Below are 23,080 nucleotides of genomic sequence, written 5' to 3'. Positions count from 1 at the left end.
GCTCGGTGAACGGCGTCGTTCGGGTTCTCCGAACCGCTCACTCACCAACGATTCGATTGGGGATGGACGGTCCATCTAACCGCTCGAGCCATCGTTCACCGATTTCACTTGAGTCGGTCCACCCAATCCGCACTCGCACCTGCTTCTGCGGATTCGTCGTCGCACCCGTCCAGTCACAGCGTCGCCCTCGAGCGCGTTGGCTCAGGGGAACACTTGCTCCTGTCGTGTTCGTCTCCTACCGGCTTCTGTCGACGGAGCCGTTCAGGCCGTCGATTCAGGACCAATTAAGTGCGTTCCCGCGATATTCGCCGTCATGAACACGCTTCTCCTGGACAGCGACGACGTCGACACCCACGCCGCCTTCGGCGACGTCATCGACGCCGTCGAAGCCGCCTTCGCGGCCTTCGAACGCGGCGACACCCAGATGCCCGCGAAGTCCTACATCGACCTGCCACGGTACAACGGCGACTTCCGGTCGATGCCTGCGTATCTCGAGACCGAGCCGTGGGACGCCGCCGGCGTGAAGTGGGTCAACGTCCACCCCGACAATCCGACGGATCACGACCTGCCGACCGTGCTCGGGACGATGATCTACTCCGACCCGGAGACGGCGGTTCCCCTCGCCGTGATGGACGGGACGACGCTCACGATGAAACGCACCGGCGCCGCCGCGGCCGTCGCGACCGACCACCTGGCCGTTGCGGACGCCTCGAGTCTCGGCATCGTCGGCGCCGGCGTCCAGTCGTACACGCAACTGCAGGCGATCAGCGAGGTGCGACCGATCGAAGAGGTCGTCGTGACCGACCAGGACGACGACCGCGTCGCGCGGTTCGTCGAAACCGTCGGGGACGAGTTCGACGTCCGCAGCGGGTCCGTCGCCGAGGCCGGCCACTGTGACGTCCTGTCGACGGTGACGCCCGTCTCGGACCCGATCGTCGACCTCGAGGACGTCGGCGACCACACCCATATCAACGCCATCGGCGCCGACGCCGAGGGGAAACACGAACTGACCGACGACCTCCTGCAGTCCGCGACGATCGTCATCGACGACCACGAACAGTGCACCCACTCGGGCGAGATCAACGTTCCCTACCACGCGGGCGTGCTGTCCGACGACGATATCCACGCGGAAATCGGCGAGGTCGTCGTCGGCTCGAAGCCCGCTCGAGCGGACGAAACCGGGGTGACGGTCTTCGATTCGACCGGCCTCGCGATCCAGGACGTCGCCGCGGCCCACGTCGTCTACGAGAACGCCCGCGAGAGCGGGTCCGGGCTCGATTTCGGACTGATCGATACCGAACAGTAGCTCCGGCGGTTCCGCCGGTCTCGAAAAGCGACGGAGAGCGTCAGGCCGCTCACGTCGTTCGGAGCCACCGCGGCACCGAACCGGTGATCGGCAGTTCGCCACAGAAGTGAACGATCGGCTCGCCCGTCGGCTCCGGGAGTCCGTTCGCGGCGAACATCGTGTTCTCGGTGATCGTCACCTCGGCGGGCCGTAACGGCCACCGCTCGTGTGCGATTTTGCCGGCCAGAACGCCCCTGCGTTCGGGAGCGTAGAACCGTCGCCGCTCGACGAGCCAGTAGGCGAGGCTGTCGGGAGCCGGTCTGAACACCTCGCCGTTCGGGCGGTAGGTCGCGTCGAATCGAGCCGGCGGATCGTCGCCGTCGAACTCGGGTCGAACGCCCCGTCCGGTCTGGCCCCGCGTACTCCTGAACGCGACCTCCTCGCCACTCGAACTGACGCGCATGTGTGCGTGGTAGACCGGCAACCGCGTCGTCCGCCCTACGGACGCCGCGACAAGCGGACTGCTGACGTCGACACTGAAAAAGTACAATCCCGGGTCCCCGCGGTAGCGAACGTACGTTCGAACGTTGAGTTCGGCGATCGCGGTCCGCGTGATTGGCGGCGCGCCGCGGAGCCCGATATCCGCGAGGACGAAGGGGAGAACGCTGAGCCAGGCGTCTCCGTCGTACGTCTCGAGCGTCAGTTCGTCGGGCACGTGCGGATCCAACGCGTCGGGGTCGACGGGCCAGTGACAGAACAGGCCGTCGCGCCACGTCATCGAGGCGACGTGGGGGGCAGTCGGTGACGATCCATCGAGAAATCGCCAGGTGAACGGATCGGTTCGCGAGCGTGACCGACGTCGTCGCTGTCGTTCGTTTCGTTGTGTCATTCGAGTAGTGAGTGATCGGCAGCCTCGAGTCCGCTTGCAACGGACCGTACCGGCAGCTACGTCCGACAGGCGCATAAAACAGCCAGTCAGCGGTCAAGTCAGATGGTAGTCACAGGTACAGAACACAATCGGAAACGGAACGATTCGACCGAAATCGGATCGAAACCGCGCGATCAGTCGGCGGGGTCCGGATCGATCGATCCGTCGCCGACGTCAGCGTCGGTATCGGTAAACGTCACTTCGTCGCCGGAGTCACCGTCACCGCCAGCACCGGCGTCGGTCTCTGCGATAGTGTTCCGCCCATATATCATCTGCCATATACCTTGACATCTCTCTCCTGTACTGGATACTCCCGACAACAGTAGAAAGCAACCGCGCCGTTCGCTCTCGAGAGGAAGAAAAGAAGCCACAGAACGCTACCGACGGAGCGTGGCGTCTCAGCGGATCAGACGGGGTCGACCGTCGTCCTTCCGAGAGCGAACGGGAGTGCTTATAACGAATTCGATACGTTCGTCACGTGATAGCTGGACGATCGAACTCGCGGCAAAACGTGTCGGGTGCGAGCGGTCTCACTGGACGGAGGACATACGCCGTGTCGAGGGGCGCGAGGCAAGTATCCCTCGACCGGAACGGTCGTCGTCAGTCCTCAATCTCGATCGCGGGTCGTCCGGGTTCGGCGTTTTTCAACGCGCTCTCGTCGGCGTCCGCGGCGCGGACGACGGTCACCGGCGCCTCGAACTCGCGTTCGATCAGCCAGGCGGCGGCCTCGAGGGCGTCGTACTCCTCGTCCGGGCCGAGCGTCATCGACAGCGCCTCGCGCTCCGCCTGGAGGTCCTGGCCGTAGTCGGCGGCGGCGTCGCCTTGCTCCCGAATGTGTGACTCTTGCATGAGTTCGCCGATCAGATTGGGCGCGTCGCTCTCGATGGCGATCTCCAGGGCGTCGTATTTCCAGTCGGGGGCGACGACGACGTCGATCGCCTGCGGATCCTCGATGCCGGCGACGTCGACGATGTCGCGGATGTCCTCGCGCGTGTTCTCGACGAGTCGGCGCCGTTTCGTGACGTGGTCGGCGTCGATGTCGGCCGTCGGCCACGGCGCGTCGACGACGAGGTCGTCGTTGCCGAGTTCGTCCCACAGCTCCTCGGCGAGGTGTGGAGTGACGGGTGCGAGCAGGCGGACGACGGCCGACAGCCCGCGCTCGTACGTTTCAGCGTGGGGGGCGGTGTAGTCGGCGTACTGACGCAGCGTCCGGGTCAGGTCCTGGGCTTCGCGCAGCGCGCGGTTGAACGTCAGGTCGTCGTACTCCTCGCTTGCCAGCGCGATCGTCGCGTCGATCTCCGCGGCGACGTAGCTCGCGACGGCGTCGTCGTCGCCGTCGGGCTCCTCGGCGACGTACTCCTCGACCATCTCCTTCAATCGTGTGAGGTAGGCGTTCGTCGAGCGAACTCCCTCCTCGCTCCAGTCGAAATCACGCTCGGGCTGGGCGGCCTGCATCATGAACAGCCGCGCCGTGTCGGCGCCGTACTCCTCGACGATCCGCTGTGGCGAGACGACGTTGCCCTTCGACTTCGACATCTTCTCGCCCTCGAGTTGCACCATCCCCTGGGCCAGCAGGTTCGTAAAGGGCTCGCGGTGCTCTAGCTCCTCGTGGTCGGCAAGCACCTTCGTGAAAAAGCGCGAATAGAGGAGGTGCATCACGGCGTGTTCGATGCCGCCGACGTACTGGTCGACGGGCATCCAGTCGTTGGTCCGCTCGCGGTCGAACGGCGCGTCCTCGAGGTCGGGCGAGACGTACCGCAGGAAGTACCACGAGGAGTCGACGAAGGTGTCCATCGTGTCGGTTTCGCGCGTCGCGTCGCCGCCACACTCCGGACAGGTCGTCTCCTGCCACTCCTCGGCGGCGTCTAAGGGGTTCCCGGTGGTGTTGATGAACTCCGGCAGTTCGACCGGGAGCTCCTCCTCGGGGACCGAGACGGCGCCGCAACCGTCGTGACAGTGGACGATCGGAATCGGCGTCCCCCAGTAGCGCTGGCGGGAGATCCCCCAGTCGCGCAGCTGGTACTGCGTGGCCTCCTCGGCGGTGTCGATATCCTCCGTAAGACGCTCTCGAGCCGTCTCACTGTCGAGTCCGGAGTAGTCGCCGGAGTTGATGAGGACACCGTCGTCGGTGAAGGCTTCCTCGCTGACGTCGGGCGCCTCGGGCTCGTCGCCCTCGTCGGGTTCGGGGGCGATAACGGGGACGATCTCGAGGTCCTTCTTCTGTGCGAAGGCGTGGTCGCGGTCGTCGTGGCCGGGGACGGCCATCAGCGCGCCGGTGCCGACGTCCGAGAGGACGAAGTCCGCGACGTAGACGGGAATCTCGTCGCCGGTGACGGGGTTGGTCGCCGTGAGGCCGGTCGCGACGCCGTTTGGCTCGTCGCCGTCGGGGTCGGCCTCGTGGTCGATAAAGCGGCGGACGTCCTCGTCTTCCTCGGCGACCGCCTCGCTGATCGGGTGGTCCGGCGCGAGCGCGAAGAAGGTCGCGCCGTGGATGGTGTCGACGCGGGTGGTAAAGGCCTCGACGGAGCCGTGGCCGTCGATATCGAACTCGAGTTCGGTCCCGTACTGGCGGCCGATCCAGTTGCGTTGCATCTGGCGGACCGAGTTGGGCCACCCCTCGAGGTCGTCGATCGCCTCGAGCAGTTCGTCGGCGTACTCGGTAATCTGAAGGAACCACTGCTCGAGTTCGCGCTGTTCGACGGGGGTATCACAGCGCCAGCAGAGTTCGGCCTCGCCCTCGACCTGCTCGTCGGCCAGCACCGTTTCACAGTGGGGACACCAGTTAACCTCGGCGTCCCGGCGCTCGACCAGTCCTTCCTCCCGGAACCGCGAGAAGAGCCACTGGTTCCACTGATAGTACTCCGGCGTACAGGTGGCGATTTCGCGGTCCCAGTCGTAGCCAAAGCCCATCGCGTCCATCTGGTCGCGCATCGTGTCGATGCAGTCGAACGTCCAGTCGCGCGGATTGGTGTCGCGTTCCTTGGCGGCGTTCTCCGCCGGAAGGCCGAACGCGTCCCACCCCATCGGGTGGAGCACCTCGTCGCCCGTCATCCGTCGGTATCGGGCGTAGGCGTCCGTGATCGTGTAGTTGCGGACGTGGCCCATGTGGAGTTTGCCCGACGGATAGGGATACATGCCGAGGACGTACGTCGGTTCCTCGACGTCGTCGGACGTCCGATAGGCGTCCGCCTCGTCCCACGCCTCCTGCCACCGTCGTTCGACCGTCGCGTGGTCGTAACCCGCGTCGCTCATTCTTGTATGCGTGTCCGGGCGTCGCCGCCGTATAACTTTCCATACACCAACGGCAGGGGACCGAGATTGCCGCCGGACGACGTCCCGTCGCCCGCTACGACGCGACGAGCGGCGAGCTGTTCGGTCGGACGTTCCGGTTCGGCGAGAAGCGACTCGGAAAGCTGTATCCGACGCACGACGACTACACGACCGCGATGGCCGCCGCGGCCGACGAGGCGGTCGAAAACGGCGTGTTGCTCCCGGCGGACGCCGCCGACCGACTGCGGCGGACCACAGACTCGACGATCGGCAGACACTGCAGGTGCCGGCTCGAGCCGTCACCCACGGTCGCGGCGGCCGAACCGCGACCTCGAGACGGCGTCGGCCGCTACTCGATGTCGATCTGTTTCGACTCGTCGATTCCCGAGACTTTCGGGAGCCGCACGGTCAACACGCCGTCCTCGTAGCCCGCGGACACGTTCTCTTCTTCGACCGGATCCGGAAGCCGAATCCGACGGTTCACCGACGTGCGCGTCCGTTCGCGACGAAGGTATCGCCCTTCAGCGTACTCGTCTTCGTCCTCGCGGGCGGCCTCGAGGCGCAGCGTCCCCTCCGAGAGCGTCAGTTCGATGTCCTCGGTCTCGTAGCCGGGCAGATCGGCCGTAACGAGGTACTCCTCGCCGGTGTCGACGACGTCGACGGCCACCGAGCCGGGAACCTGCAGCCCCCCGCTCGTCATTCCCTCTTCGACCTGTCGGCTGACGCGGTCGAGCATCTCCTCGATATCGTCGAACGGGTTTCGTCGCATACACGATCATAGAACCTCGAGCGAGATAAATTCTGCCCGCGACTCGAGGTCAAAAGCGAGGGGGACAGCGCCGCGTCGAGTCGACGGGGACGACTTACTCGGGGAGCGTCACCAGCCCGTCCTCGAGCGCGTCCATCAGTACGTCCCGTGCGTGGCCGTCGGGGTCGACGCTCTCGTAGACCGCCTGGACCTCCCCGTCGGCGAGCATGAACGTCGTCCGTGCCGTGACGCCGCTGTCCAGCAGGTCGACGTCGAACGCGTCGGCGACGTCACCGTCGGGATCGGCCAGCAGATCGAACTCGAGGCCCTCCTGCTCGCAGAAGTCCTCGTGGGAGTCGACGTCGTCGACCGAGACGCCGTAGACGTCGACGCCCGCCTCGCGGTAGGTCTCGCGCTCGCGCTGGAACTGGTTGGCCTCGATCGTACAGCCGGGCGTGTCGTCTTTCGGGTAGAAGTAGACGACCGTCGGCTCGTCGAACGCGAGCGTGCGTTCGTCGCCGTCCTGGTTTCGCGCGGTCACGGTCGGCGCGTCGTCGCCTTCCTCGAGTGGCATATTCCTACTCCCGTGGGACGCGGAAAAACCGTTTGCGGTACGTCCTGATCCGTCGGACGGTCGACGGGCGCGTTCGAAAGCGAGAACTACGTCTCGCTCGGGCTCGATCGGCCCACGTGCGGTGGCGGGCTCGAAGCGCCCGGGAAGAGAAGTCGGTTGGGAACGGCGAGCGCGAACTGCGCGGACCGGCGGTCCTGCGAACTGGTCACGCGATGAAACTGTGCGACGCGGAGTGGTCGCCTCGAGGGGGCGAACGGAACGCGAGATGGCCCACGAGCGACGTGGGGATTCTCTGGCGTGACGATCCAGAACGCTCCGTTTCGAGGCCACGATCCCGTCTCTGCTCCTCGAGAGCGACCGACTCGAGAGGCGAGCAACCGACGAAAACGAACTGATCCGAGAACGGTCGTCTAGTCGCCGTTCTCGATCGCCGTCTCGAAGCCGTCGTCGGTCCGGGCGACGCCGGCCGCACAGACCGCATGTTCGAACTCGAGGTCGTAGGCCTCGCTCGCGGCGTCCGCAGCGCTCTCGGCCGTGAACTCGTCTGCGAACGATTCGGGCGCGTTCTTCTCGTAGGTGGCCACGAGCGTCGGCTCGTCGACCGTCTCGACGAGCAGGGCGTCCTTCCTGACCGTGCCGATCAGCGCCTCGCCGTCGTCACCGCCGCCGATCGTCGCCGCGATGCGGGGCGTGTCGTAGTCGTCTTTCTCGTAGTCCAGCGCCAGCAAACTCTCCGCGAGGGCGTCTCGAGCTGGGTAGCCGAGCTCGAGTTTCTCCGCGATCGGATCGACGTGCGAGCCGTTGCCGAAGGCGACCGTCTCGCCCGTCGGCGTGTCGACCACGCGCAGGCAGTTGTAGGAGACGTAGGGGTTGTCCGTCTCGGGGGCGTCCGCGGTGGGCCCGACGGTGAGAGCCTCGTCTCGAGCGGTGATCTCGCGGTTCGGGAACGAGCGTGAGGAGACGCGGTAGGCGCCGACCTCGGGGCCGACGACGACGAATCGTCCGACGTACATACGCGACTGTGCACAGCGACGAGGAAAATGCGTATCGATTTGTGCATCATCGTCGATTGGTCGTCCCGATTTCGGCCGCGGGTTTATCAGTGATGGGGCGGCCAACGGGGGTGTGATGAGCGAGGAAGCGTGTCTCGAGGCGCTGCGGGAAGCCGCACAGCGACTCGGCGAGTCGCCGACGAAAGCGCAGTACGAGGAACTGGGGTTGACGCCGGCCTCGGCGACGATCATTCGAACGTGTGGTGGGTGGAACGACGCGAAAGAAGCCGCCGGACTCGAGACGAGTCCGTCGACAGGAACCCGTGTAAAGCCGAAACCGGATGACGTCGATCTGCCCCCGGATCTCGTCTGGGAGGAGCTCTCGGTCGACCAGCGGTGGCACTATCGAAACGTCGAGTGGAATACGGAGCGATCGTTACGCCGTCGTTCTCGGCATCGGTCGTGGCTGAACGAGATAAAACGGAACCGAGGGTGTTCGCGGTGTGGAATCGATACTCCCGGATGTCTCGATTTCCACCACGTCGATACGGAGACGAAGGAGATGGCGGTCGGGAAGATGGTGACCTACGGCTATGGGAAAGAACGACTCCGTGAAGAAATCGAAAAATGCGAGGTTCTCTGTGCAAATTGTCATCGAAAACACCACTACACGATACCGATCGGAGAACGCCGTCGATGGGTCCACGACCGAAAACGCGATACGGGTTGCGACCGGTGTCGAGAGTCTAACCCCGGTTGTCTGGATTACCATCACGACGACGCGACGAAAGAGGCGAGCGTCACACGGTTGGTCGCGGACAATCGGACGAGAGAACGGATACAAGTCGAGATCGAACAGTGTACCGTTCTCTGTGCCAACTGTCATCGACGAGAACACTACGAACCGCCAAGAGAGAGTCCCCTATGAGTGGTGGTACCAATACGAACGCCGTTCGACACATAGACCCATTCTCGGATCAGTTCGTAACACTCTAATATACACCCCCACTACTATCTGGTACGTCGTCGGCAATCGGAGACCGACGAAACATGTCAGTCCATTAGGGTAGTGGCCAATCCTGAAGCCTTCTGGGGGCTTCGACCCTGGTTCGAATCCAGGATGGACTACTTCCGTTCTTTCGACTCGAGTACGCTCCCCAGTCCCGACGCCGACTCTCCACCCGAAACGAAGGGGTCTTCGACACCGTTATTGAACCGAAAGAGCTATCTGAATAAAACGGATCGAATAAATCCATGAATCGACGGCGGTTTCTCGTGGCCGGAACGGTGACGACGGTCGGAGCCCTCGCTGGCTGTCTGGGAGACGACGACGCCGACGACGGGACGGGGGCGACCGACGGCTACGGTTCCGAACCCGAGACGGAGCCCGCCGAACGGACGATCGATACCGACGCCTACGAGACGCTCGAGCACGACGGCGTCGACGTGCCGCTGGCGCCCCTCGAGGACGTCTACTACTGGTACCTGCGACGGGAGGCACGGGCCGTCGACACCCGCGGCGCGAGTTCGTTCGAAGACGCGCGGATCACGGGCGCTGCGTTGAGCCCCGCACCCGACGGACGGGACGCGGACGACCCCGTCGCCGAGTGGCCGACGGACGATCGGATCGTCACCTACTGCGTCTGTCCGCACGCGATGGCCGTCCAGCGCGCCGCGGCGCTGATCGACGACGGACACGAGAACGTCTACGCGCTGGACGACGGGTTCAACGAGTGGGTCGACGCCGGCTACCCGGTCGAGGGCGACGAGGTCGACGACACCGACCTCGACCTCCCGGCCTATCACGTGCAGGGTGAGTCGGATCCGGCGTACGAAGGCGAGTACGTCGACGTCAGGACGGTCGACGGCGACCAGCGCGAACGAAGCGTCGTCGACGCCGACGGAACCTACGAACTGACGCTGCACTTTACCGGCCTCGAGGAAGAGTCGGTGCTCGAAGTAGACGCGCCCGACTACACGACGGAAGTGACCCTCGAGGAGCTCACGAGCGAGACCGTCACGCCGCCGTAGCTCGACTCACCGCTCGTAGGCGCCCTCGCGCTCGAGGTCGCCGCGCCGCCGTAACACCGACGGCGTGCGACAGATTCCAGGTGCGCCCGTCGCCTGGGGCACCGTACAGTTGTTACAGTTCTCACAGAGTACGCGCGGGTTCCGCGACGAACGCCCGTCCTTGCCGTTCGACTCGAGCAGCCGCGCACCCACTCTCGGTTCGGCGTAGAATGGCCGGGCCATACCAACCATATCGCAGGCCGCGCCGTCGTCCGCGGTCGCGTCGCTCGAGGCGCCAAGCAACCGATCCATCTGCGCTCGCTCGCGAATCCCGCCCTCCGCGAGCACCGGGATCGAGACTTCTTCGCGGACGCGCCTGCAAAACGCCTCGTTCCACGCGGGTTCGAAGCCGTACGGCAGCGACTCGAGTCGGTTCCCGAGCGCGACGAGTCGGCGCCGCAGCGGGCCGCCGAACGCGGCGTCGTACGCCGCCTGAAGCTGTTCGTTCGACCACGCCCGCTCGGGATACTCGCCGCGGACGATGCTCATATCCCAGACGACCGACGTTTCGACGGGCACGATCGCGTCGTAGCCGATCCGCTCGAGTCGACGGGCGATCTCGATCCCGTCCTCGAGCGAGAGCTTTTGTCGGACGATCGGCGACGGCGGCGCGGGCGTCTCGGCGGGGACCTTCGTCAGCAGCGGGACGTCGCCGGCCCGCTCGCGAATCTCGTCGTGGACGAGCGCGAGAAACTCGAGTCTGGCCTCGGGCGAACCGCCGAACTCGTCGTCGCGGCGGTTGTAGAACGGCGAGAGAAACTGCTGTATGATGCCCATATTGGCCCCCGAAAGGTGGATCCCGTCGTAGCCGGCGTCGACGCAGTAGGCCGCCGAACGGCCGAAATCAGCCGCTAGCTCGTAGACCTCGTCGGTGGAGAGGACGTGTGGATCGTACTCGAGGAAGCCGAGACGGTCCGCGAGGCGCAACTGCCACGGCGGTTCGGAGACCGCGAGTTGCTCGAGATTCGGGTGCTCGCGTCGGTACTCCGCGTGCCAGGTTTCCATGCTTCGTAACCCACCGTGCTCGAGCTGAATGAAAATCTTGCCCCCGTGGTCGTGGATCCGGTCGGTCAGTCGGGAGAGTGTGGAGACGAAACTCGGATCGTGGACCCGGGTCATCCCCGGTGCGGCACAGCCGCCGTCGCCGCGGACGATCGTCGCCCCCTGGCAGACGAGACCGACGCCCGACGCAGCCGCGGGTTCGAGGTCGTCGATGAGGGTATCGACGGCGTCGGGACCGTTGCCCGCACACTCGAGCAGCGGCGCGCGATAGAGTCGGTTCGGGATCTCGCAGCCGCCGATTCGAATCGGATCCTCGAGGGAGGCCATATACGTCACGTGGTATCAGGGACTCCTACAAGAGACTGCCGCTGGGGTCAGGTCCACTCGAGGGATCGTTCGGAGCAGGAGACGACCACCGTCGCCCGTAGTTCTTTCACTCGCTCTGTCGTTTACCCCGTCATGGCACCGATACGGCGACTCGTTCTTGACGTACTGAAACCGCACGACCCCGGCGTCGTCACCTTCGCGACGCAACTGAGTGACCTCGAGGGGATCGACGCGGCGACGGCGACGGTAGTCGAGGTCGACGAAACCGTCAAAACCCTTCGCGTGACGATCGAAGGTGACGATCTCGACCTCGAGAGGGTCCGAGCCGAGATTGAGGATCTGAGCGCGTCGATTCACTCGATCGATCAGGTCGCCTGCGGTTCGCGAACGGCCGACGATCCCTGGATCGACGGCTGACGATGGGCGCCCGATTCGATCGCCTCCGGCGCGTCCTCGGAAAGGAAGACGTTCGGTCGATCTCCCGGCGATACTTCATCGCCAACGGGTTCGACGGGACGCTGACGAGCATCGGCGTCGTCGTCGGCGCCTACCTCTCCGGCGTCGGCGACGGGCTCACCGCCGTCACGATCGGCCTCGGCGCGGCCGTCGGGCTCGGTACCTCGGGCGTCTGGAGCGTCTGGGAGATCGAGCGGGCGGAGGCGCTGGCCGAACAAGAACGCCTCGAGCGGGCGATGCTCACCGAACTCGAGGACACCCGCGTCCAGCGCGAACATCGGGCGGCACAGATCGTCCACGCCACGGCGAGCGCGACGGGACCGATTCTGGCCGTCCTGTTGACACTCACACCGCTCGCCTTCGAGGGCGTCGTCTTCACGATGTTTCAGGCCGTAATCGCGTCGATCCTCGTCGGAATCGGGATTCTGGCGACGTTCGGGATCTACCTGGCCTCGATCTCGAGACAGCGGTGGTACGTCGCGGCGGTCCGCATGGGATTGGCGGGCATCGTCGTTGCTGCGATCAACGTCGTCCTGCCCGGCTGAACCGATTCGGGTGGACGTATCAGCCGCCGACAAAAAGCATCACGTCGCTTGCCGCCGAGCTGTCGACTGTATGACCAGATCGGCTACGAATCGACCAACCGTCGACGCCCTCTCGAGATACCTCCCCTGGTTTCGCGTAGTGTTCGGAACGATCGGACTCCTCTTTCCGCGCACGCTCGGTCGGTGGTACGGCCTCTCGACGAACGGCGACTCTGCCGACGTCGCGCTTCGGTACGCGTGCATTCGCGCGCTCGGACTGGGGGTCGGCCAGCTGACGGCGTCCGGAACGACCCGTCGCGAGTGGGACCGCATCGCCCTCCTGATCGACGTACTCGATACGCTCATGCTCCTCGAGGCTGCCCTCCGAGGGCGAATACCGAAGCGAAGCGCGCTCGTAATGCTGAGCGGAACGGTTTCGGGTGCCACAGTTGGTCTCCTCGCACGGCAGGACGACGCTCCCGTGCGAACGACCGACTGACGGTGGCTCCCGCCCGTCAGTAGGAGGAAGGCACGATCGCTCGTCGCGGGAACTATGCTACGGCGGCGTCAGGACCGCCCGCCCCTCGATCTCGTTGTGCTCGAGTCGCTCGGCGACGGTATTGATATCCGCAAGGTCGTGACGTTCGGTCCGCAGTTCGACGTCGCCGCGGTCGACGAGTGCAACGAGTTCCTGCAGTTCGGCGTACTTGCCGACCAGCGTCCCGCGGAACGCGAACTCGCCGTCGACCAGCGCCTGGCTGGGCTCGTGAACGTGGCCGCCGTAGCCGACGACGTGGTGGTCGCCGCCGGCCGCGACGATGTTGGGAGCCAGGGCGGTCGTCTCGTCTCGCCCGACGAAGTCGATCACCTGCTGGACGCCCTCGTCGTCGGTGAGGTCGGCGATCACGCTCGCGACGTCCTCGTCGGCGGAGTTGACGGTGTGGCGGGCGCCCAGATCGGCGGCCAACTCGAGGGCGTCGGCTTTGATATCGGCGGCGACGATGTCCGCGGCGCTCATCGCGTCGAGACACTGGATGCCGATGTGACCGAGGCCGCCGACGCCGATGACGACGCAGGTGTCTCCGGGATTCAGTTCGGCGACCGCCTTCTTGACGGCGTGATACGCGGTGATTCCGGCGTCGGCGTGGGGTGCGATTTCGGTCGGATCGACGCCGTCGGGAAGCGGGATCACCGCGCGCTCGTTGGTCTGCAGGTACTCGGCGAAGCCGCCGTCGGTCGTCAGCCCGTTGAAGGCGCTGTTCTCGCAGTACATGTCCTCGCCGAGTCGACAGGGACGACAGATACCGCAGGTCTGGACGGGATGGCAGATCACGGGGTCGCCTTCCTCGACCAGCGTTACTTCCTCGCCGACCTCGGCGACGATGCCGGCGTTCTCGTGACCGAGCGTCATCGGGAGGTCCTGTGGCGCGTAGTCGGTCCACATCCCCTCGACGATGTGATTATCGGTCTGGCACCATCCCGCGCCCTCGACCTCGATCAGCACTTGATCGGAGCGCTCGAGGTCGGGGCGGTCGATCTCGTCGATCTGCAGTGCCTCGCTCATGTCGTCGGTGTACTCGTGGAGTCTGGCGGCTTGCATGGGTCGTTGCCACACACCACTGGCGGCGAGAAAAATCCCGCGTCCGTCGGCGGTGTTATTTCTCGACCTCGAGCAGCGCCACTCGCTCGCGGACGAGGTCGCCGAGGTCCGCGTCGGTCGCTTCGCGCTCGGCCTCGGTGATCTCGAAGAACGCACAGAGGGTCACCTCGTCTCGAGACTCGAGGGTCGGCTCGCAGTCCCCGACGGCCTCGAGGGCGGTGAGGGCCTCGAGGGCGGCCCGTTCGCCCTGGCGTTCTCGGTCGTTGTCAGCGGTCGAATCGGACCCATTGCCCTCGTGAACCCCTTCGTTTCCGGTGGAACCGTCGACCAACACGACGGCTCGAGTCTCCCCCTCGTCGACGCCCATCTCGAGCGCGCGGTCGATCTGGCGGCGGCCGGCGGCGTACAGCAGGATCTCGACGGCGCGATCCCTGGCGACGTTCTCGCCGCGGTCGATGGCGCGGTCGGCGAGGTCGCGTGCGCGCTCGAGGTGGGCGCGGTCGGCGATGTAGTCGGCGTCGAAGGCCTGGATCGTCACGCCGTGACGGTCGCCGATCGCGCCGATGTCGGCGACGAACGCGTCGAGGTCGTCGATCGCGAGGGTGCACTCGAACAGTTCCATCAGAAATCACCCAGGCTGGACTGGCCGTCGTCGGATTCCGCCCGTTCTGCCGGCGTCGCTTTGTCGTCGTCGCTCGAGCCGGTCGTCACCGTGCCGGCGTCCGCGTTCGCCGGCTCGACCCCTTCCATCGAGGGGTCCTCGCGGCCGGCGTTCTCGAGGATGGTCTCGGCGGTCTTCTCGCCTTTGAGCGCGCTCAGGACGACTCCCTTGTCGGCGCTTCGGAGGTCGGCGGGCTCCTCGATCCCGCGGTCGTAGAGGTGTCGGGCGCGCTTGCGGCCCACGCCGCCGACCGAGACCAGTTCGAGTAGCTCCTCGCCGACGCCGTGTTCGACGCGAGCGCGGGCTTCGCGGACGGCGACGGTCCACTCGCTGTCGATCTCCGCGGCCAGCGACTCGGCGGCGCCGAGCAGCCACTCGGCCGTATCGACCTTGCCGCGGAGGTCGCCGGGGCCGATCTTGTACCGGTCGGTGATCCGTTCCTCGTCCGTCTCGTCGGCCCAGTCCTCGAGCAGTTTGCCCGTCTTCAGGGCGGCCAGCCAGTCCTCGAAGCGCTCTTCCTCGAACTCGCTTGGCGCGTCGCCGAGCAGTTCGCGCTCTCGCTCGTAGAACAGTTCGCCGAACTCCTCGTCCTCGCCCGAGCGCAGGTAGAGCTCGTACATATCGGGCGTCCTCGAGATCAGCTGGTAGAGTCCCAGCGCCGTCGGGCGCTCGTCTGCGTCCTCGAGGCCGTGGACGATTTCGGCGGCGCTCATCGGATCGAGGTAGAGTCGCGAGACGGTGTGGCCGAGGCTGGTCGCCTCGAGGCGCTCCTCGTTTTTCGCGGTCTGCTGCTCCGCGAGGTCTGCGGCGGAGGTGAACGCGCCATCGTCTACGTCCGCCCCGGCGTCGGCGTCGCGTTCGATGAAGTCGTTTCGCGCCAGGTAGTCGAGCACGTCGTCGGTCACCCGCTCGAGTCGGCCCGCTTCGGTCGACTGACTGGCGTAGAGTGTCGCCTCGAGGAACTCGAGGAGCCCGCCGCGGGTGCGGGCGAAGCCCGACGCGATGGTGGCGAGGACGTGCGTTCGGAGGGCGGGTTCGGCCGCCAGCTTCGAGCGGACGGCCTCGGGCTCGGCCCAGATGTAGCGATCGAACAGCTCCTCGCTCTCGTCGTGGCTCTTGGCGAGCAGGACGGCTTCGCCGTAGGGGTCGAGCCCCGGCCGGCCGGCGCGTCCCATCATCTGGTGGACCTCGAGGACGTCGAGCGGGGCCATTCCGCCCGCGCTGGGGTCGAAGCGGCGCCAGTCGCGGACGATGACGCGGCGTGCGGGGGTGTTGACGCCGGCTGCGAGCGTCGGCGTGGCGGAGATGACCTTCAGCAGACGGTCACGGAAGGCGTCCTCGACGAGCGACCGCTGGGTGGCGGAGAGCCCGGCGTGGTGAAACGCCGCCCCCTGCTCGACGCAGTCGGCGAGGTCCCTGCTCGTCTCGGTGTCGCTGTCGTCGCGGATCTCGGCGGCGAGGTCGGCGAGTTCGGCGCGTTCCTCGTCGGAGAGTTCGCGACTCGAGACCTGTCCGAGTCGGCTCGCGGCGGCCTCGGCGTTTCGGCGGGAGCTGACGAAGACCAGCGACGAGCCGCCCTCCTGGAGGATGTCGCGCACCAGGGCGGCTTCCTGCTTCTCGCTCCCTTCGACGGGCACCTCGCGGGTCGAGCCGTCGTCGAAGTTCAGGGCGTTGCCGTAGTGGACGCCCATCTGCAGGTCGATCGGCCGCCAGTCGGTGTCGACGAGGGCGGCGTCGAGCCAGTCGGCAATCTCGTCGGCGTTGCCGACCGTCGCCGAGAGGGCGACGACCTGCATCCCCGGATTCAGTTGCCGGAGCTTCGCGAGGGTGACCTCGAGCGTCGGCCCGCGGTTTCGGTCGTCGATCAGGTGAACCTCGTCGCTGACGACGCAGGTGAGTTCGGAGAGCCAGTCGGCCCCGTTTCGCACGAGCGAGTCGACCTTTTCGCTCGTCGCGACGATGATGTCTTTCGTCGCGAGCCAGTCGTCCGTGCTCTCGTAGTTGCCCGTCGTGACGCCGACGGTGACGCCGAACTCCTCGTAGGCGGCGAACTCGTCTCGCTTCTCGCTGGCGAGCGCCCGCAGGGGGACGATGTACAGCGCCTTCCCCCCGCGCTGTACCGCCGACAGCATCGAGAGCGCGGCGATCATCGTCTTGCCGCTGGCGGTGGGGACGGCGGCGACGAGGCTGTCGCCATCGGTCGCGCCGGCCTCGACGGCCTCGGCCTGCGGCGGGTAGAGCTCCTCGATGCCCTCCTGCCGGAAGTGCTCCGTGGCGCCGGGCGGGAGCCCCGACAGCTCCTCGATATTCATTGGCCGTGCTTGGCGCGTGTTGCGGTTTAAAGTATCGTCTCGAGATCTCGGATAGGTGGAGCCACACGCCGGCAACAGATCGATGACCGTGGCGGATGTAGGCGTCTCATGGCCACCCTCGAACCCGACCGCATCCTCGTTCCTACGCTCGGACGGCCGCGGGAAGACGAGGCATTGACGTACACTCTCGAGACGTTCCCCGACGCCGATGTCATCCTCCTCGCGGTCGTCACTCCACTCGATGCGCCGATGAGCGAGGGCGGCGTCCTGGAGCGACACGACGAACGGACCGAAGCGGCGCGCGCGAGTGCCGTTCGCATGCTAGAGGGGGTCGACGAGCCACCGACGGAAGAGCGCGTCCGGATCGATACCGCCGAGGGACGCCCCGGAAATGTCGTACCGCAGTACGTGACCGACAACGACGTCGACCACGTCGTACTGTACGGCCACGACAGCCGATCGAGCGGGCTCGTCGGCCGACTCCTCGGTCAGAGCGTGGCAGCGACGGTCGTCGACCGGACGCCGCGACCGGTGACGATTCTCGAGTGACGGTCTCGTCGCGTTCGACGACCAGTGGTGAATCACGGTTCGACGCTCCCCACTCCGGCAGCGGTACGCCCGACTCGAGTTCCGTGCTGGGCGATTCAACCACCCATGACCGCGGCCAGCAGTTGGTAGAGCCCGTAGCCGACGGCAACCGAACTCACGAGGGTTAGCAACCAGAACGTGATCGTGAACCCGATCTTCTGTTTCGAAACGCCGCCCGAACCCGCCGCCAGTCCGCTTCCGATGACGCCCGAGAGGATGATGTTGTTCAGCGAGATCGGGATGCCGAGGGCGATCGCCAGCTGCGCGATGATAAACCCGGGGACGAGCGCGGCGATCGAGCGCCGAACGCCGAGCTGGGCGTACTCCCGCGACGTCGCCTGCAACAGCCGCGGAGCGGCCATCCAGGCGCCAGCGAGAATGCCGCTCGCACCGAGCGCGAGCAGGACGATCCCCGGCAGTCCGAGTTCGACGCGAAAGAGGTTCTCGAGTGGCCCGGTCGCGAGGCCGACCTGCGAGCCTCCGGAGGAGAAGGCGACGATGCCGCCAAGCACGAGCAGGAACGAACGGATTCCGTCGTCGACGGAGACGAGGACACGCTTTCGGATCCAGTAAAACGCGAGCGCGCCGACCGCGACCGTCACGAGCACCGTCCCGAGGTCGACGCCCGCGGCGAGCGTCGGCCCGCCGCCGAACTGTCGGGAGACGAACCGGGCGAGCGTCCCCTGATCGGCCGCCGGATCCGGAATCGCGCCGAGGCGGATATTTGCGACGATTGCACCGACGAGGGCCCCGAGTAGCGGGACGCCGACGGATTCGGGGATATCGTCGCGGCGCAGCGTGACCCCGGTCGCGTACGCCAGCCCGCCGGACATGAACGGGACCATCACCCAGAACGTCCCGAGACGCTGGTAGGTAGCCAGGGCCGGATCGCCGCCGAGCGAGAGGCCGACGCCGACCATCGCGCCGGTCGTCGCGAACGCCGCCGGGATCGGATACCGCGTGTAGATCCCGATCGCCATGAACCCCGCCGCCGTTAGCAGCCCCGCGGTGGCAGCGAGCGGCGTGATTGCCACGCCGTCGATGAGGTCCGCACCGACCGTCTCGGAGATGCTTCCACCCTGCATGAGCGCCCCCGCGGCCGCGAGCAGCCCGATGACGAACGCGGCCTGCATCGTCGAGATCGCGTTCGCACCGATCGCTGGGGCGAACGGCGGCGAGTTACTGTTGGCTCCGAGGACCCACGCCATGAACAGACAGGTGAGAACGGCGATCCCGACGAGGAGGGCGAACGACAGTGCGACCATTCCGTCCGTCACTGTTCGACGACCCGTTGGAAAAGCGTTCCCTCGGCAATCGGGTGCACGAACGGCTGGATGGAAAATGTCGCCAGGTAACGATCATCGACGGGAGGGCGCGACCGGCGAGGCGTCGCATCTCTTCTCGAGGATCGCCCTGTAGTGTGCCGTGCCGTCGGCCCTGAGCACGTCGGTCATCCGCCACGGCGTTCCGTCCGTCGCGTCTCGCAGCCGAGCGGGCGAACACAGCAGGAACTGCAGCGTCCGTCCGACCACGCGCGCTCGCGTCCCGTCGGGTCGCCCGCGCTCGAACTCGAGGTGGAAACACCGGTGGGCGATTCCCGTCCGCGGATCGGGACGGAAGCCGAAGCAGTCGCCGTCCAGCTGGGTCGGATCGTACTCGTCGACGACCGCCGTCCCGCCGTCGTCGGTCACGCGAGCGAATTCGTTCAACAGCGCGCGAATCCCCGCCAGCGAACGTCCGAGCCCGACCTGCGTCCCGACGGCGTGGACGGCGCCGAACGCGTCGCTCGAGACGGGAAGATCAAACATATCCCCGACGAAGACGTCCTCGAGACCCCGCTTCGCGGCTTCGCCGCTCCGGCTCGAGATCCTGCGGGCCTCGCACCGCTCGCTGGCCGTCAGCACCGCGTTCGGGCTGACGTCGACGCCGACGGTTTCGACGCCGCGGTCGGCCCACCACAGGAGGTGTTTGCCCGCACCACAGCCGACGTCGAGGATCGGGCCGCGGTCGGCGAGGCGCTCGAGGCAGTCGATCGTCTCGCGCTCCCACGAGTCGGGATCCGAGAAGTAGAACGCCTCGACGTTGCATTCTTGGACAGCCCCACCGTCGCGATAGGTGAGCCGTCCCGGCTCCCCGCGGTGGTGGGCGAGCATCGCGCGGCCGAGCGCGTCGGATCGGTCTCGCCGTCGATCCGGCCGGTTCGAAGATCCGGAACGGTTCCGACTCACGCTCGAGTCGACGAGACGGACGATAATAAAATACGATTGATAGTTGTCCCCTGTTACCGTGAACATCTCTTCCGATCGCTATCGATTTACGGCGATCGATCCAACCGCTACGCATGAAGGTCGAATTCGACGAGGAGACCTGCATCGGGATGTACCAGTGTGTCGCCGAGTGGAGCGAGTTCGAGGAGGACAAATCGAAGGGGAAAGCGATCCTGAAAGACAGCGAGGAGGTCGAAGACGGCGTCTTCGTCCGCGAAGTGCCGGAAGACGCCGAACTCGACGCGAAGTTCGCCGCCCGCACGTGTCCCGTCGACGCGATCACGATCTACGACGACGACGGCGAGCAGTTGATTCCCTGACGCGGCGTTTCGCCCCCACCGATAGCCGACTGAATCCCGCGAGAAACCGCTCGAGTCGCTGGTGCGGTCGCTGGCGTAAATGCCGTCGCGAAAGAAGTCGGGATGACCGGAAGCGACTCGCGCGTGACTACGCGATTTCGTCGTACTGCTCGGAAAGCTTTTCGGCGGCCTCGCCGAGTTGGTTGCGCTCGAACTCGGTGAGGTCCCACTCGACGACCTCCTCGATCCCGTTCGAGCCGAGCTTACACGGAACGCCGAAGGCGGTGTCCTCGTGGCCGTACTCGCCCTCGAGGACGACGCTGCAGGGCAGCACCTCGCCCGTATCGCGGAGGATGGCCTCGACGGTGTGGCCGACGCCCGTCGCGGGGCCCCACTGCGTGGCGCCTTTCTTCTCGATGACGTTCATCGCGGAGGTCTGGAGTTCCTCGAGGAGTTCCTCCTTCTCGTCGTCGTCGAACTCGAGATCCTGGCCGTTGACGCGAACCTTGGAGAACACGGGGACCTGCGCGTCGCCGTGCTCGCCGAGGATCGTCGCCTCGACGTTCTGGACGGGCGCGTCGAAGCGTTCGGCGATGACGTAGCGGAAGCGAGCGGAGTCGAGTCGGCCGCCGAAGCCGACCACCTTCTCGCGGGCGCGGTCGCCCGACTCGTAGAGGTGGCGGTTCAGCAGGTCGACGGGGTTCGACGTGGTGACGGTGACGAAGTCGTCGTTGTACTCGGCGATGGAGGAGCCGATATCCTCCATGATCGGTGCGTTGTCGCCCGCCAGGTCGATCCGCGTCTGGCCCGGCTGGCGCGGAATGCCGGCGGTGATGACGACGACGTCCGAGCCCTCGGTGTCCTCGTAGTCACCCTTGCGGATCGTCGTGTTCGAGTCGTAGGCCGCGCCGTGGTTGGTGTCGGCGGCCTGTCCGATCGTCGTGTCTTCCTGGTCCGGAATGTCCACGAAGACGAGTTCGTCGGCGATGTCCCGAAGCGCGATGTTGTAGCCTGCGGCGGCCCCGACCGTCCCGGCCGCGCCGACCACGCTAACTTTCGTCATACCACGTAAACCTCAACCTCCCCAGGCGTTAAATCCGTCGAAACCCGCTCTCTCGCACGGTTCGACGACCCCACACTCGACAGCTGTCGAACGTCACGAACAATATCGTATTATCGGCCGGAAAACGATGCAGATCGGCGTGATCGCCGCCCGTACACGGCCGAAATTCGACGGCTGTCTGCCACAATATCGGACGCGACCGGTCCGAGCGAGCGGTCGTGCCGACTCGAGGTGGATCGAACGGATGATATGTCGCGCTATCCGTCCTCCGCGTATGCGCGTCAGCGTCATTGGTGGTGGGGCGATTACCGACGAACAGGCCGCTCGAGCGGAGGCCGTCGGCCGCGAACTCGGCGCCCGAGGGCACACGGTCGTCTGTGGCGGCCGCGGCGGGACCATGGAAGCCGTCTGCCGCGGCGCCAAGCGGGCGGGCGGAACGACGATCGGCATCCTCCCGAGCGACCGCCGCGAACAGGCCAACAACCACGTCGACGTCCCGATCGCGACGGGCATGGGCCACGCCCGCAACGCGCTCGTGGCCCTCAACGGCGACGCAGTGATCGCGCTCGAGGGCGGCGTCGGCACCCTCACGGAGATCGGTTTCGCCGGCATCTACGGCCGCCCCGTCGTCGGCCTCGAGACCCACGACGTCTCCGCGGTCGGGGTCGGGATCGACCTCGAGACCGTCGAGACGCCCGAGGCGGCCGTCGACGCCGCGGAGGCCGCCCTCGAGTCCGATACGGCGACCAGCGACGGTACCGACGCTGCTGCTGAGGACGAGTCGACGATACCCGCCGACGATCCCTACGCGATCCGCGAGGAAGTCCCCGACCCCGAAACGTTCGCTGCGCTCCGCGAGGCGGCGAACCTGCCGCCGCGTTCCCCCGAGGGAATCGAACGCGGCCTGCCGAACTCGCTGCACGGCGCGGTCGCGGTCCACGAACCCACCGGCGACGTCGTCGGAATGGGGCGAGTCGTCGGCGACGGCGGGACCGTCTACCAGATCACGGATATGGCGGTGCATCCGGATCACCAGCGACGCGGTCTCGGAACGCGGCTCATGGAGCGACTCGAGGCATACATCGCGGAGACGGCTCCGCCGCGGGCGTACGTGAATCTCATCGCCGATATCGACGGCTTCTACGAGCAGTTCGGTTTCGAGGGGGTCCAGCCGGCTTCGAAGGGGATGTTCCGCCGGACGGAGTAGGCCCGCACTCCGTTGACCCGGTTCCGTCGCCCCTTCGCAGCTTTTTCGACGTTCCACCGTCTTGAGATGAGTATGAGCGACTTCGACAAGGAGGCCGAGCGCGAGAAGCTTCGCGAGAAGTACGAACGCGACAAACAGGAGCGCCAGGCCACCCAGCGGATGAGCGATCTGCTGCTCAAGGGCGCGACGATGACCAACGCCCACTGTGGCACCTGCGGCGACCCGCTGTTCCAGCTCGACGGCACCACGTTCTGCCCGAGCTGTCACGGTAACCCGGACGCCGTCGAGGGGACGGAACTCGAGGCCGATGCGACCGGAGACCCCGGACAGGGAACGGACGCCGAGCAGAGAGGAGACGCCGAACCGGAGGACGGCGACCAGCAGCCGCCCGAGACGGCGGCCGACTCGCAGTCGCCTGCGGACGCGGCTGACGTCGCCGACGCCGCGGGCACGAGCGGAAAGGCGAATTCGAACGCGGCGAGTTCGAGCACCACCGACGACCCCGTAACGCTCGGCTCCTCGAGCCAGTCGACCGACGAGCGCGACGCGAGCCCGACGTCGACGCCGCGGTCGGCAGCGAGCGGGGCCGATTCGACGCCGTCTCGAGACGCGCCGAACGGCGACCGTCGGTCGGCCGGCCGATCCGCCGGCGGCGACCTCGGGACGGCACGCGACTCGCTCGTCGCGGCCGTAGAGAAGTTCGCGGCGGAAGCCGCGGAGACGGACGACCCGCGGTACGCACGCGAGTGTCTCGAGGCGGCCCGCGAGGCGAGCGAGGCGCTCGAGACGCTTCGATAAGGTGGGACGGCCGGCCGAGCCGGAGCTAGATCAGGCCGGATCAAGCCAGATGCAGCATCGAGATCGGGACCGAAATCGAGCCAGGTACGGCATCGAACTCGAGACCGGG

24 protein-coding genes, 1 tRNA gene and 1 pseudogene are annotated in these 23,080 nt (G+C 66.4%); 13 read left to right on the top strand and 13 right to left on the bottom strand.

Annotation, left to right across the window (positions count from 1 at the left end; all coding sequences use genetic code 11):
- The first annotated feature begins 313 nt into the window (after positions 1–313).
- Positions 314–1,306, top strand: a complete 993-nt coding sequence (locus C493_RS12070; protein ID WP_007259722.1) for an alanine dehydrogenase — start codon at positions 314–316, stop codon at positions 1,304–1,306.
- A gap of 49 nt (positions 1,307–1,355) precedes the next feature.
- On the opposite strand, the gene C493_RS12065 is transcribed toward C493_RS12070, so the two are convergent.
- From C493_RS12065 to leuS, 3 genes are all read right to left on the bottom strand, one after another.
- Positions 1,356–2,174 carry a YqjF family protein gene (locus C493_RS12065; RefSeq protein WP_007259721.1) on the bottom strand — a complete coding sequence of 273 codons (819 nt, stop codon included), beginning with the start codon at positions 2,172–2,174 and terminating at the stop codon, positions 1,356–1,358.
- Positions 2,175–2,347: 173 nt separating this feature from the next.
- Positions 2,348–2,485 (bottom strand): hypothetical protein, encoded by a 138-nt coding sequence (locus C493_RS23060; RefSeq protein ID WP_161606895.1) that lies wholly within the window; start codon positions 2,483–2,485, stop codon positions 2,348–2,350.
- Between the two features lie 328 nt (positions 2,486–2,813).
- Entirely contained in the window at positions 2,814–5,465 is a 2,652-nt protein-coding gene (gene leuS / locus C493_RS12060; protein ID WP_007259720.1) for a leucine--tRNA ligase, read from the bottom strand.
- A 41-nt stretch (positions 5,466–5,506) separates the two neighbouring features.
- Here leuS and C493_RS24230 point away from each other — a divergent pair, with 41 nt between their 5' ends.
- Positions 5,507–5,911 (top strand): alpha/beta hydrolase domain-containing protein, encoded by a 405-nt coding sequence (locus tag C493_RS24230; protein WP_394295412.1) that lies wholly within the window; start codon positions 5,507–5,509, stop codon positions 5,909–5,911.
- Here the strand turns inward: C493_RS24230 and C493_RS12050 are convergent.
- From C493_RS12050 to C493_RS12040, 3 genes are all read right to left on the bottom strand, one after another.
- Positions 5,833–6,252, bottom strand: a complete 420-nt coding sequence (locus tag C493_RS12050; RefSeq protein WP_007259718.1) for an Hsp20/alpha crystallin family protein — start codon at positions 6,250–6,252, stop codon at positions 5,833–5,835. The two genes, C493_RS24230 and C493_RS12050, sit on opposite strands and share 79 nt — an antisense overlap.
- Before the next feature lie 94 nt (positions 6,253–6,346).
- Entirely contained in the window at positions 6,347–6,805 is a 459-nt protein-coding gene (locus C493_RS12045; protein WP_007259717.1) for a peroxiredoxin, read from the bottom strand.
- Positions 6,806–7,215: 410 nt separating this feature from the next.
- Positions 7,216–7,818, bottom strand: a complete 603-nt coding sequence (locus tag C493_RS12040) for an IMP cyclohydrolase (protein ID WP_007259716.1) — start codon at positions 7,816–7,818, stop codon at positions 7,216–7,218.
- Positions 7,819–7,933: 115 nt separating this feature from the next.
- On the opposite strand from C493_RS12040, the gene C493_RS23855 reads away from it, so the two are divergent.
- The 3 genes from C493_RS23855 (at position 7,934) to C493_RS12025 (ending at position 9,828) form a co-directional block, all read left to right on the top strand.
- Positions 7,934–8,725 carry a homing endonuclease associated repeat-containing protein gene (locus tag C493_RS23855; protein WP_007259715.1) on the top strand — a complete coding sequence of 264 codons (792 nt, stop codon included), beginning with the start codon at positions 7,934–7,936 and terminating at the stop codon, positions 8,723–8,725.
- A 127-nt stretch (positions 8,726–8,852) separates the two neighbouring features.
- Positions 8,853–8,925: transfer RNA gene (locus C493_RS12030), tRNA-Gln, on the top strand.
- Between the two features lie 126 nt (positions 8,926–9,051).
- Positions 9,052–9,828: a rhodanese-like domain-containing protein gene (locus C493_RS12025; RefSeq protein WP_007259714.1), complete on the top strand. Its 777-nt coding sequence runs from the start codon at positions 9,052–9,054 to the stop codon at positions 9,826–9,828.
- 6 nt (positions 9,829–9,834) lie between these two features.
- Here C493_RS12025 and C493_RS12020 read toward each other — a convergent pair whose 3' ends face one another.
- Positions 9,835–11,196: an oxidoreductase gene (locus C493_RS12020; protein WP_007259713.1), complete on the bottom strand. Its 1,362-nt coding sequence runs from the start codon at positions 11,194–11,196 to the stop codon at positions 9,835–9,837.
- 132 nt (positions 11,197–11,328) lie between these two features.
- On the opposite strand from C493_RS12020, the gene C493_RS12015 reads away from it, so the two are divergent.
- The 3 genes from C493_RS12015 (at position 11,329) to C493_RS12005 (ending at position 12,675) form a co-directional block, all read left to right on the top strand.
- The gene (locus C493_RS12015) at positions 11,329–11,613 is read left to right on the top strand and encodes a DUF211 domain-containing protein (RefSeq protein WP_007259712.1); all 285 of its coding nucleotides are present in this window, start codon (positions 11,329–11,331) and stop codon (positions 11,611–11,613) included.
- Positions 11,614–11,615: 2 nt separating this feature from the next.
- Positions 11,616–12,197: a VIT1/CCC1 transporter family protein gene (locus tag C493_RS12010; RefSeq protein WP_007259711.1), complete on the top strand. Its 582-nt coding sequence runs from the start codon at positions 11,616–11,618 to the stop codon at positions 12,195–12,197.
- A 70-nt stretch (positions 12,198–12,267) separates the two neighbouring features.
- Entirely contained in the window at positions 12,268–12,675 is a 408-nt protein-coding gene (locus C493_RS12005; protein ID WP_007259710.1) for a hypothetical protein, read from the top strand.
- Between the two features lie 57 nt (positions 12,676–12,732).
- Here the strand turns inward: C493_RS12005 and C493_RS12000 are convergent, their stop codons facing one another.
- Genes C493_RS12000 through C493_RS11990 form a run of 3 tightly spaced genes read right to left on the bottom strand, consistent with a single transcriptional unit; the run spans position 12,733 to position 16,749 of the window.
- Positions 12,733–13,776 carry an NAD(P)-dependent alcohol dehydrogenase gene (locus C493_RS12000; protein ID WP_007259709.1) on the bottom strand — a complete coding sequence of 348 codons (1,044 nt, stop codon included), beginning with the start codon at positions 13,774–13,776 and terminating at the stop codon, positions 12,733–12,735.
- Positions 13,777–13,831: 55 nt separating this feature from the next.
- A complete protein-coding gene (gene cgi121, locus C493_RS11995; RefSeq protein WP_007259708.1) occupies positions 13,832–14,398 on the bottom strand; it encodes a KEOPS complex subunit Cgi121 in 567 nt (188 codons plus the stop codon).
- The gene (locus C493_RS11990; RefSeq protein WP_007259707.1) at positions 14,398–16,749 is read right to left on the bottom strand and encodes an ATP-dependent DNA helicase; all 2,352 of its coding nucleotides are present in this window, start codon (positions 16,747–16,749) and stop codon (positions 14,398–14,400) included. Before C493_RS11990 ends, cgi121 begins: the two co-directional genes overlap by 1 nt.
- A gap of 108 nt (positions 16,750–16,857) precedes the next feature.
- On the opposite strand from C493_RS11990, the gene C493_RS11985 reads away from it, so the two are divergent.
- Entirely contained in the window at positions 16,858–17,298 is a 441-nt protein-coding gene (locus C493_RS11985) for a universal stress protein (protein WP_007259706.1), read from the top strand.
- 95 nt (positions 17,299–17,393) lie between these two features.
- Here C493_RS11985 and C493_RS11980 read toward each other — a convergent pair whose 3' ends face one another.
- Both C493_RS11980 and C493_RS11975 read right to left on the bottom strand, forming a co-directional pair.
- The gene (locus C493_RS11980) at positions 17,394–18,602 is read right to left on the bottom strand and encodes an inorganic phosphate transporter (protein ID WP_007259705.1); all 1,209 of its coding nucleotides are present in this window, start codon (positions 18,600–18,602) and stop codon (positions 17,394–17,396) included.
- Between the two features lie 93 nt (positions 18,603–18,695).
- Entirely contained in the window at positions 18,696–19,565 is an 870-nt protein-coding gene (locus C493_RS11975; protein WP_394295411.1) for a class I SAM-dependent methyltransferase, read from the bottom strand.
- Positions 19,566–19,678: 113 nt separating this feature from the next.
- Here C493_RS11975 and C493_RS11970 point away from each other — a divergent pair, with 113 nt between their 5' ends.
- Entirely contained in the window at positions 19,679–19,924 is a 246-nt protein-coding gene (locus C493_RS11970; protein ID WP_007259703.1) for a ferredoxin, read from the top strand.
- A gap of 127 nt (positions 19,925–20,051) precedes the next feature.
- On the opposite strand, the gene mdh is transcribed toward C493_RS11970, so the two are convergent.
- Complete coding sequence (mdh, locus tag C493_RS11965; RefSeq protein WP_007259702.1) at positions 20,052–20,966, bottom strand: malate dehydrogenase; 915 nt, start codon at positions 20,964–20,966, stop codon at positions 20,052–20,054.
- Between the two features lie 274 nt (positions 20,967–21,240).
- On the opposite strand from mdh, the pseudogene C493_RS22690 reads away from it, so the two are divergent.
- The 3 genes and pseudogenes from C493_RS22690 to C493_RS11955 form a co-directional block, all read left to right on the top strand.
- Positions 21,241–21,699: pseudogene (locus tag C493_RS22690) on the top strand (TIGR00725 family protein); the annotation flags it as partial.
- A gap of 54 nt (positions 21,700–21,753) precedes the next feature.
- On the top strand, positions 21,754–22,173 hold the full coding sequence (locus tag C493_RS22685) for a GNAT family N-acetyltransferase (RefSeq protein WP_152421154.1): 420 nt from the start codon (positions 21,754–21,756) through the stop codon (positions 22,171–22,173).
- 72 nt (positions 22,174–22,245) lie between these two features.
- Complete coding sequence (locus C493_RS11955) at positions 22,246–22,971, top strand: Sjogren's syndrome/scleroderma autoantigen 1 family protein (RefSeq protein WP_049889333.1); 726 nt, start codon at positions 22,246–22,248, stop codon at positions 22,969–22,971.
- Positions 22,972–23,080 lie beyond the last annotated feature (109 nt).

Source organism: Natronolimnohabitans innermongolicus JCM 12255, assembly GCF_000337215.1.
In the GTDB taxonomy this organism is placed as follows: Archaea; Halobacteriota; Halobacteria; order Halobacteriales; family Natrialbaceae; genus Natronolimnohabitans; species Natronolimnohabitans innermongolicus.
Note: the sequence above shows the minus strand (reverse complement) of the source record. Positions and strands in the feature narration are given on the sequence as shown.

Excerpts from the sequence above, each read along its gene's own strand:
- C493_RS12025 (WP_007259714.1), top strand. The coding sequence starts at position 9,052 with ATGAATCGACGGCGGTTTCTCGTGGCCGGAACGGTGACGACGGTCGGA.
- C493_RS12045 (WP_007259717.1), bottom strand. The coding sequence starts at position 6,805 with ATGCCACTCGAGGAAGGCGACGACGCGCCGACCGTGACCGCGCGAAAC.
- C493_RS11980 (WP_007259705.1), bottom strand. The coding sequence starts at position 18,602 with ATGGTCGCACTGTCGTTCGCCCTCCTCGTCGGGATCGCCGTTCTCACC.
- C493_RS23855 (WP_007259715.1), top strand. The coding sequence starts at position 7,934 with ATGAGCGAGGAAGCGTGTCTCGAGGCGCTGCGGGAAGCCGCACAGCGA.
- C493_RS12040 (WP_007259716.1), bottom strand. The coding sequence starts at position 7,818 with ATGTACGTCGGACGATTCGTCGTCGTCGGCCCCGAGGTCGGCGCCTAC.
- cgi121 (WP_007259708.1), bottom strand. The coding sequence starts at position 14,398 with ATGGAACTGTTCGAGTGCACCCTCGCGATCGACGACCTCGACGCGTTC.
- C493_RS12000 (WP_007259709.1), bottom strand. The coding sequence starts at position 13,776 with ATGCAAGCCGCCAGACTCCACGAGTACACCGACGACATGAGCGAGGCA.
- C493_RS12020 (WP_007259713.1), bottom strand. The coding sequence starts at position 11,196 with ATGGCCTCCCTCGAGGATCCGATTCGAATCGGCGGCTGCGAGATCCCG.
- C493_RS12015 (WP_007259712.1), top strand. The coding sequence starts at position 11,329 with ATGGCACCGATACGGCGACTCGTTCTTGACGTACTGAAACCGCACGAC.
- C493_RS12065 (WP_007259721.1), bottom strand. The coding sequence starts at position 2,174 with ATGACACAACGAAACGAACGACAGCGACGACGTCGGTCACGCTCGCGA.
- C493_RS11955 (WP_049889333.1), top strand. The coding sequence starts at position 22,246 with ATGAGCGACTTCGACAAGGAGGCCGAGCGCGAGAAGCTTCGCGAGAAG.
- C493_RS11990 (WP_007259707.1), bottom strand. The coding sequence starts at position 16,749 with ATGAATATCGAGGAGCTGTCGGGGCTCCCGCCCGGCGCCACGGAGCAC.
- leuS (WP_007259720.1), bottom strand. The coding sequence starts at position 5,465 with ATGAGCGACGCGGGTTACGACCACGCGACGGTCGAACGACGGTGGCAG.
- C493_RS11970 (WP_007259703.1), top strand. The coding sequence starts at position 19,679 with ATGAAGGTCGAATTCGACGAGGAGACCTGCATCGGGATGTACCAGTGT.
- C493_RS11985 (WP_007259706.1), top strand. The coding sequence starts at position 16,858 with ATGGCCACCCTCGAACCCGACCGCATCCTCGTTCCTACGCTCGGACGG.
- C493_RS12050 (WP_007259718.1), bottom strand. The coding sequence starts at position 6,252 with ATGCGACGAAACCCGTTCGACGATATCGAGGAGATGCTCGACCGCGTC.
- C493_RS12010 (WP_007259711.1), top strand. The coding sequence starts at position 11,616 with ATGGGCGCCCGATTCGATCGCCTCCGGCGCGTCCTCGGAAAGGAAGAC.
- C493_RS23060 (WP_161606895.1), bottom strand. The coding sequence starts at position 2,485 with ATGATATATGGGCGGAACACTATCGCAGAGACCGACGCCGGTGCTGGC.
- C493_RS12070 (WP_007259722.1), top strand. The coding sequence starts at position 314 with ATGAACACGCTTCTCCTGGACAGCGACGACGTCGACACCCACGCCGCC.
- mdh (WP_007259702.1), bottom strand. The coding sequence starts at position 20,966 with ATGACGAAAGTTAGCGTGGTCGGCGCGGCCGGGACGGTCGGGGCCGCC.
- C493_RS12005 (WP_007259710.1), top strand. The coding sequence starts at position 12,268 with ATGACCAGATCGGCTACGAATCGACCAACCGTCGACGCCCTCTCGAGA.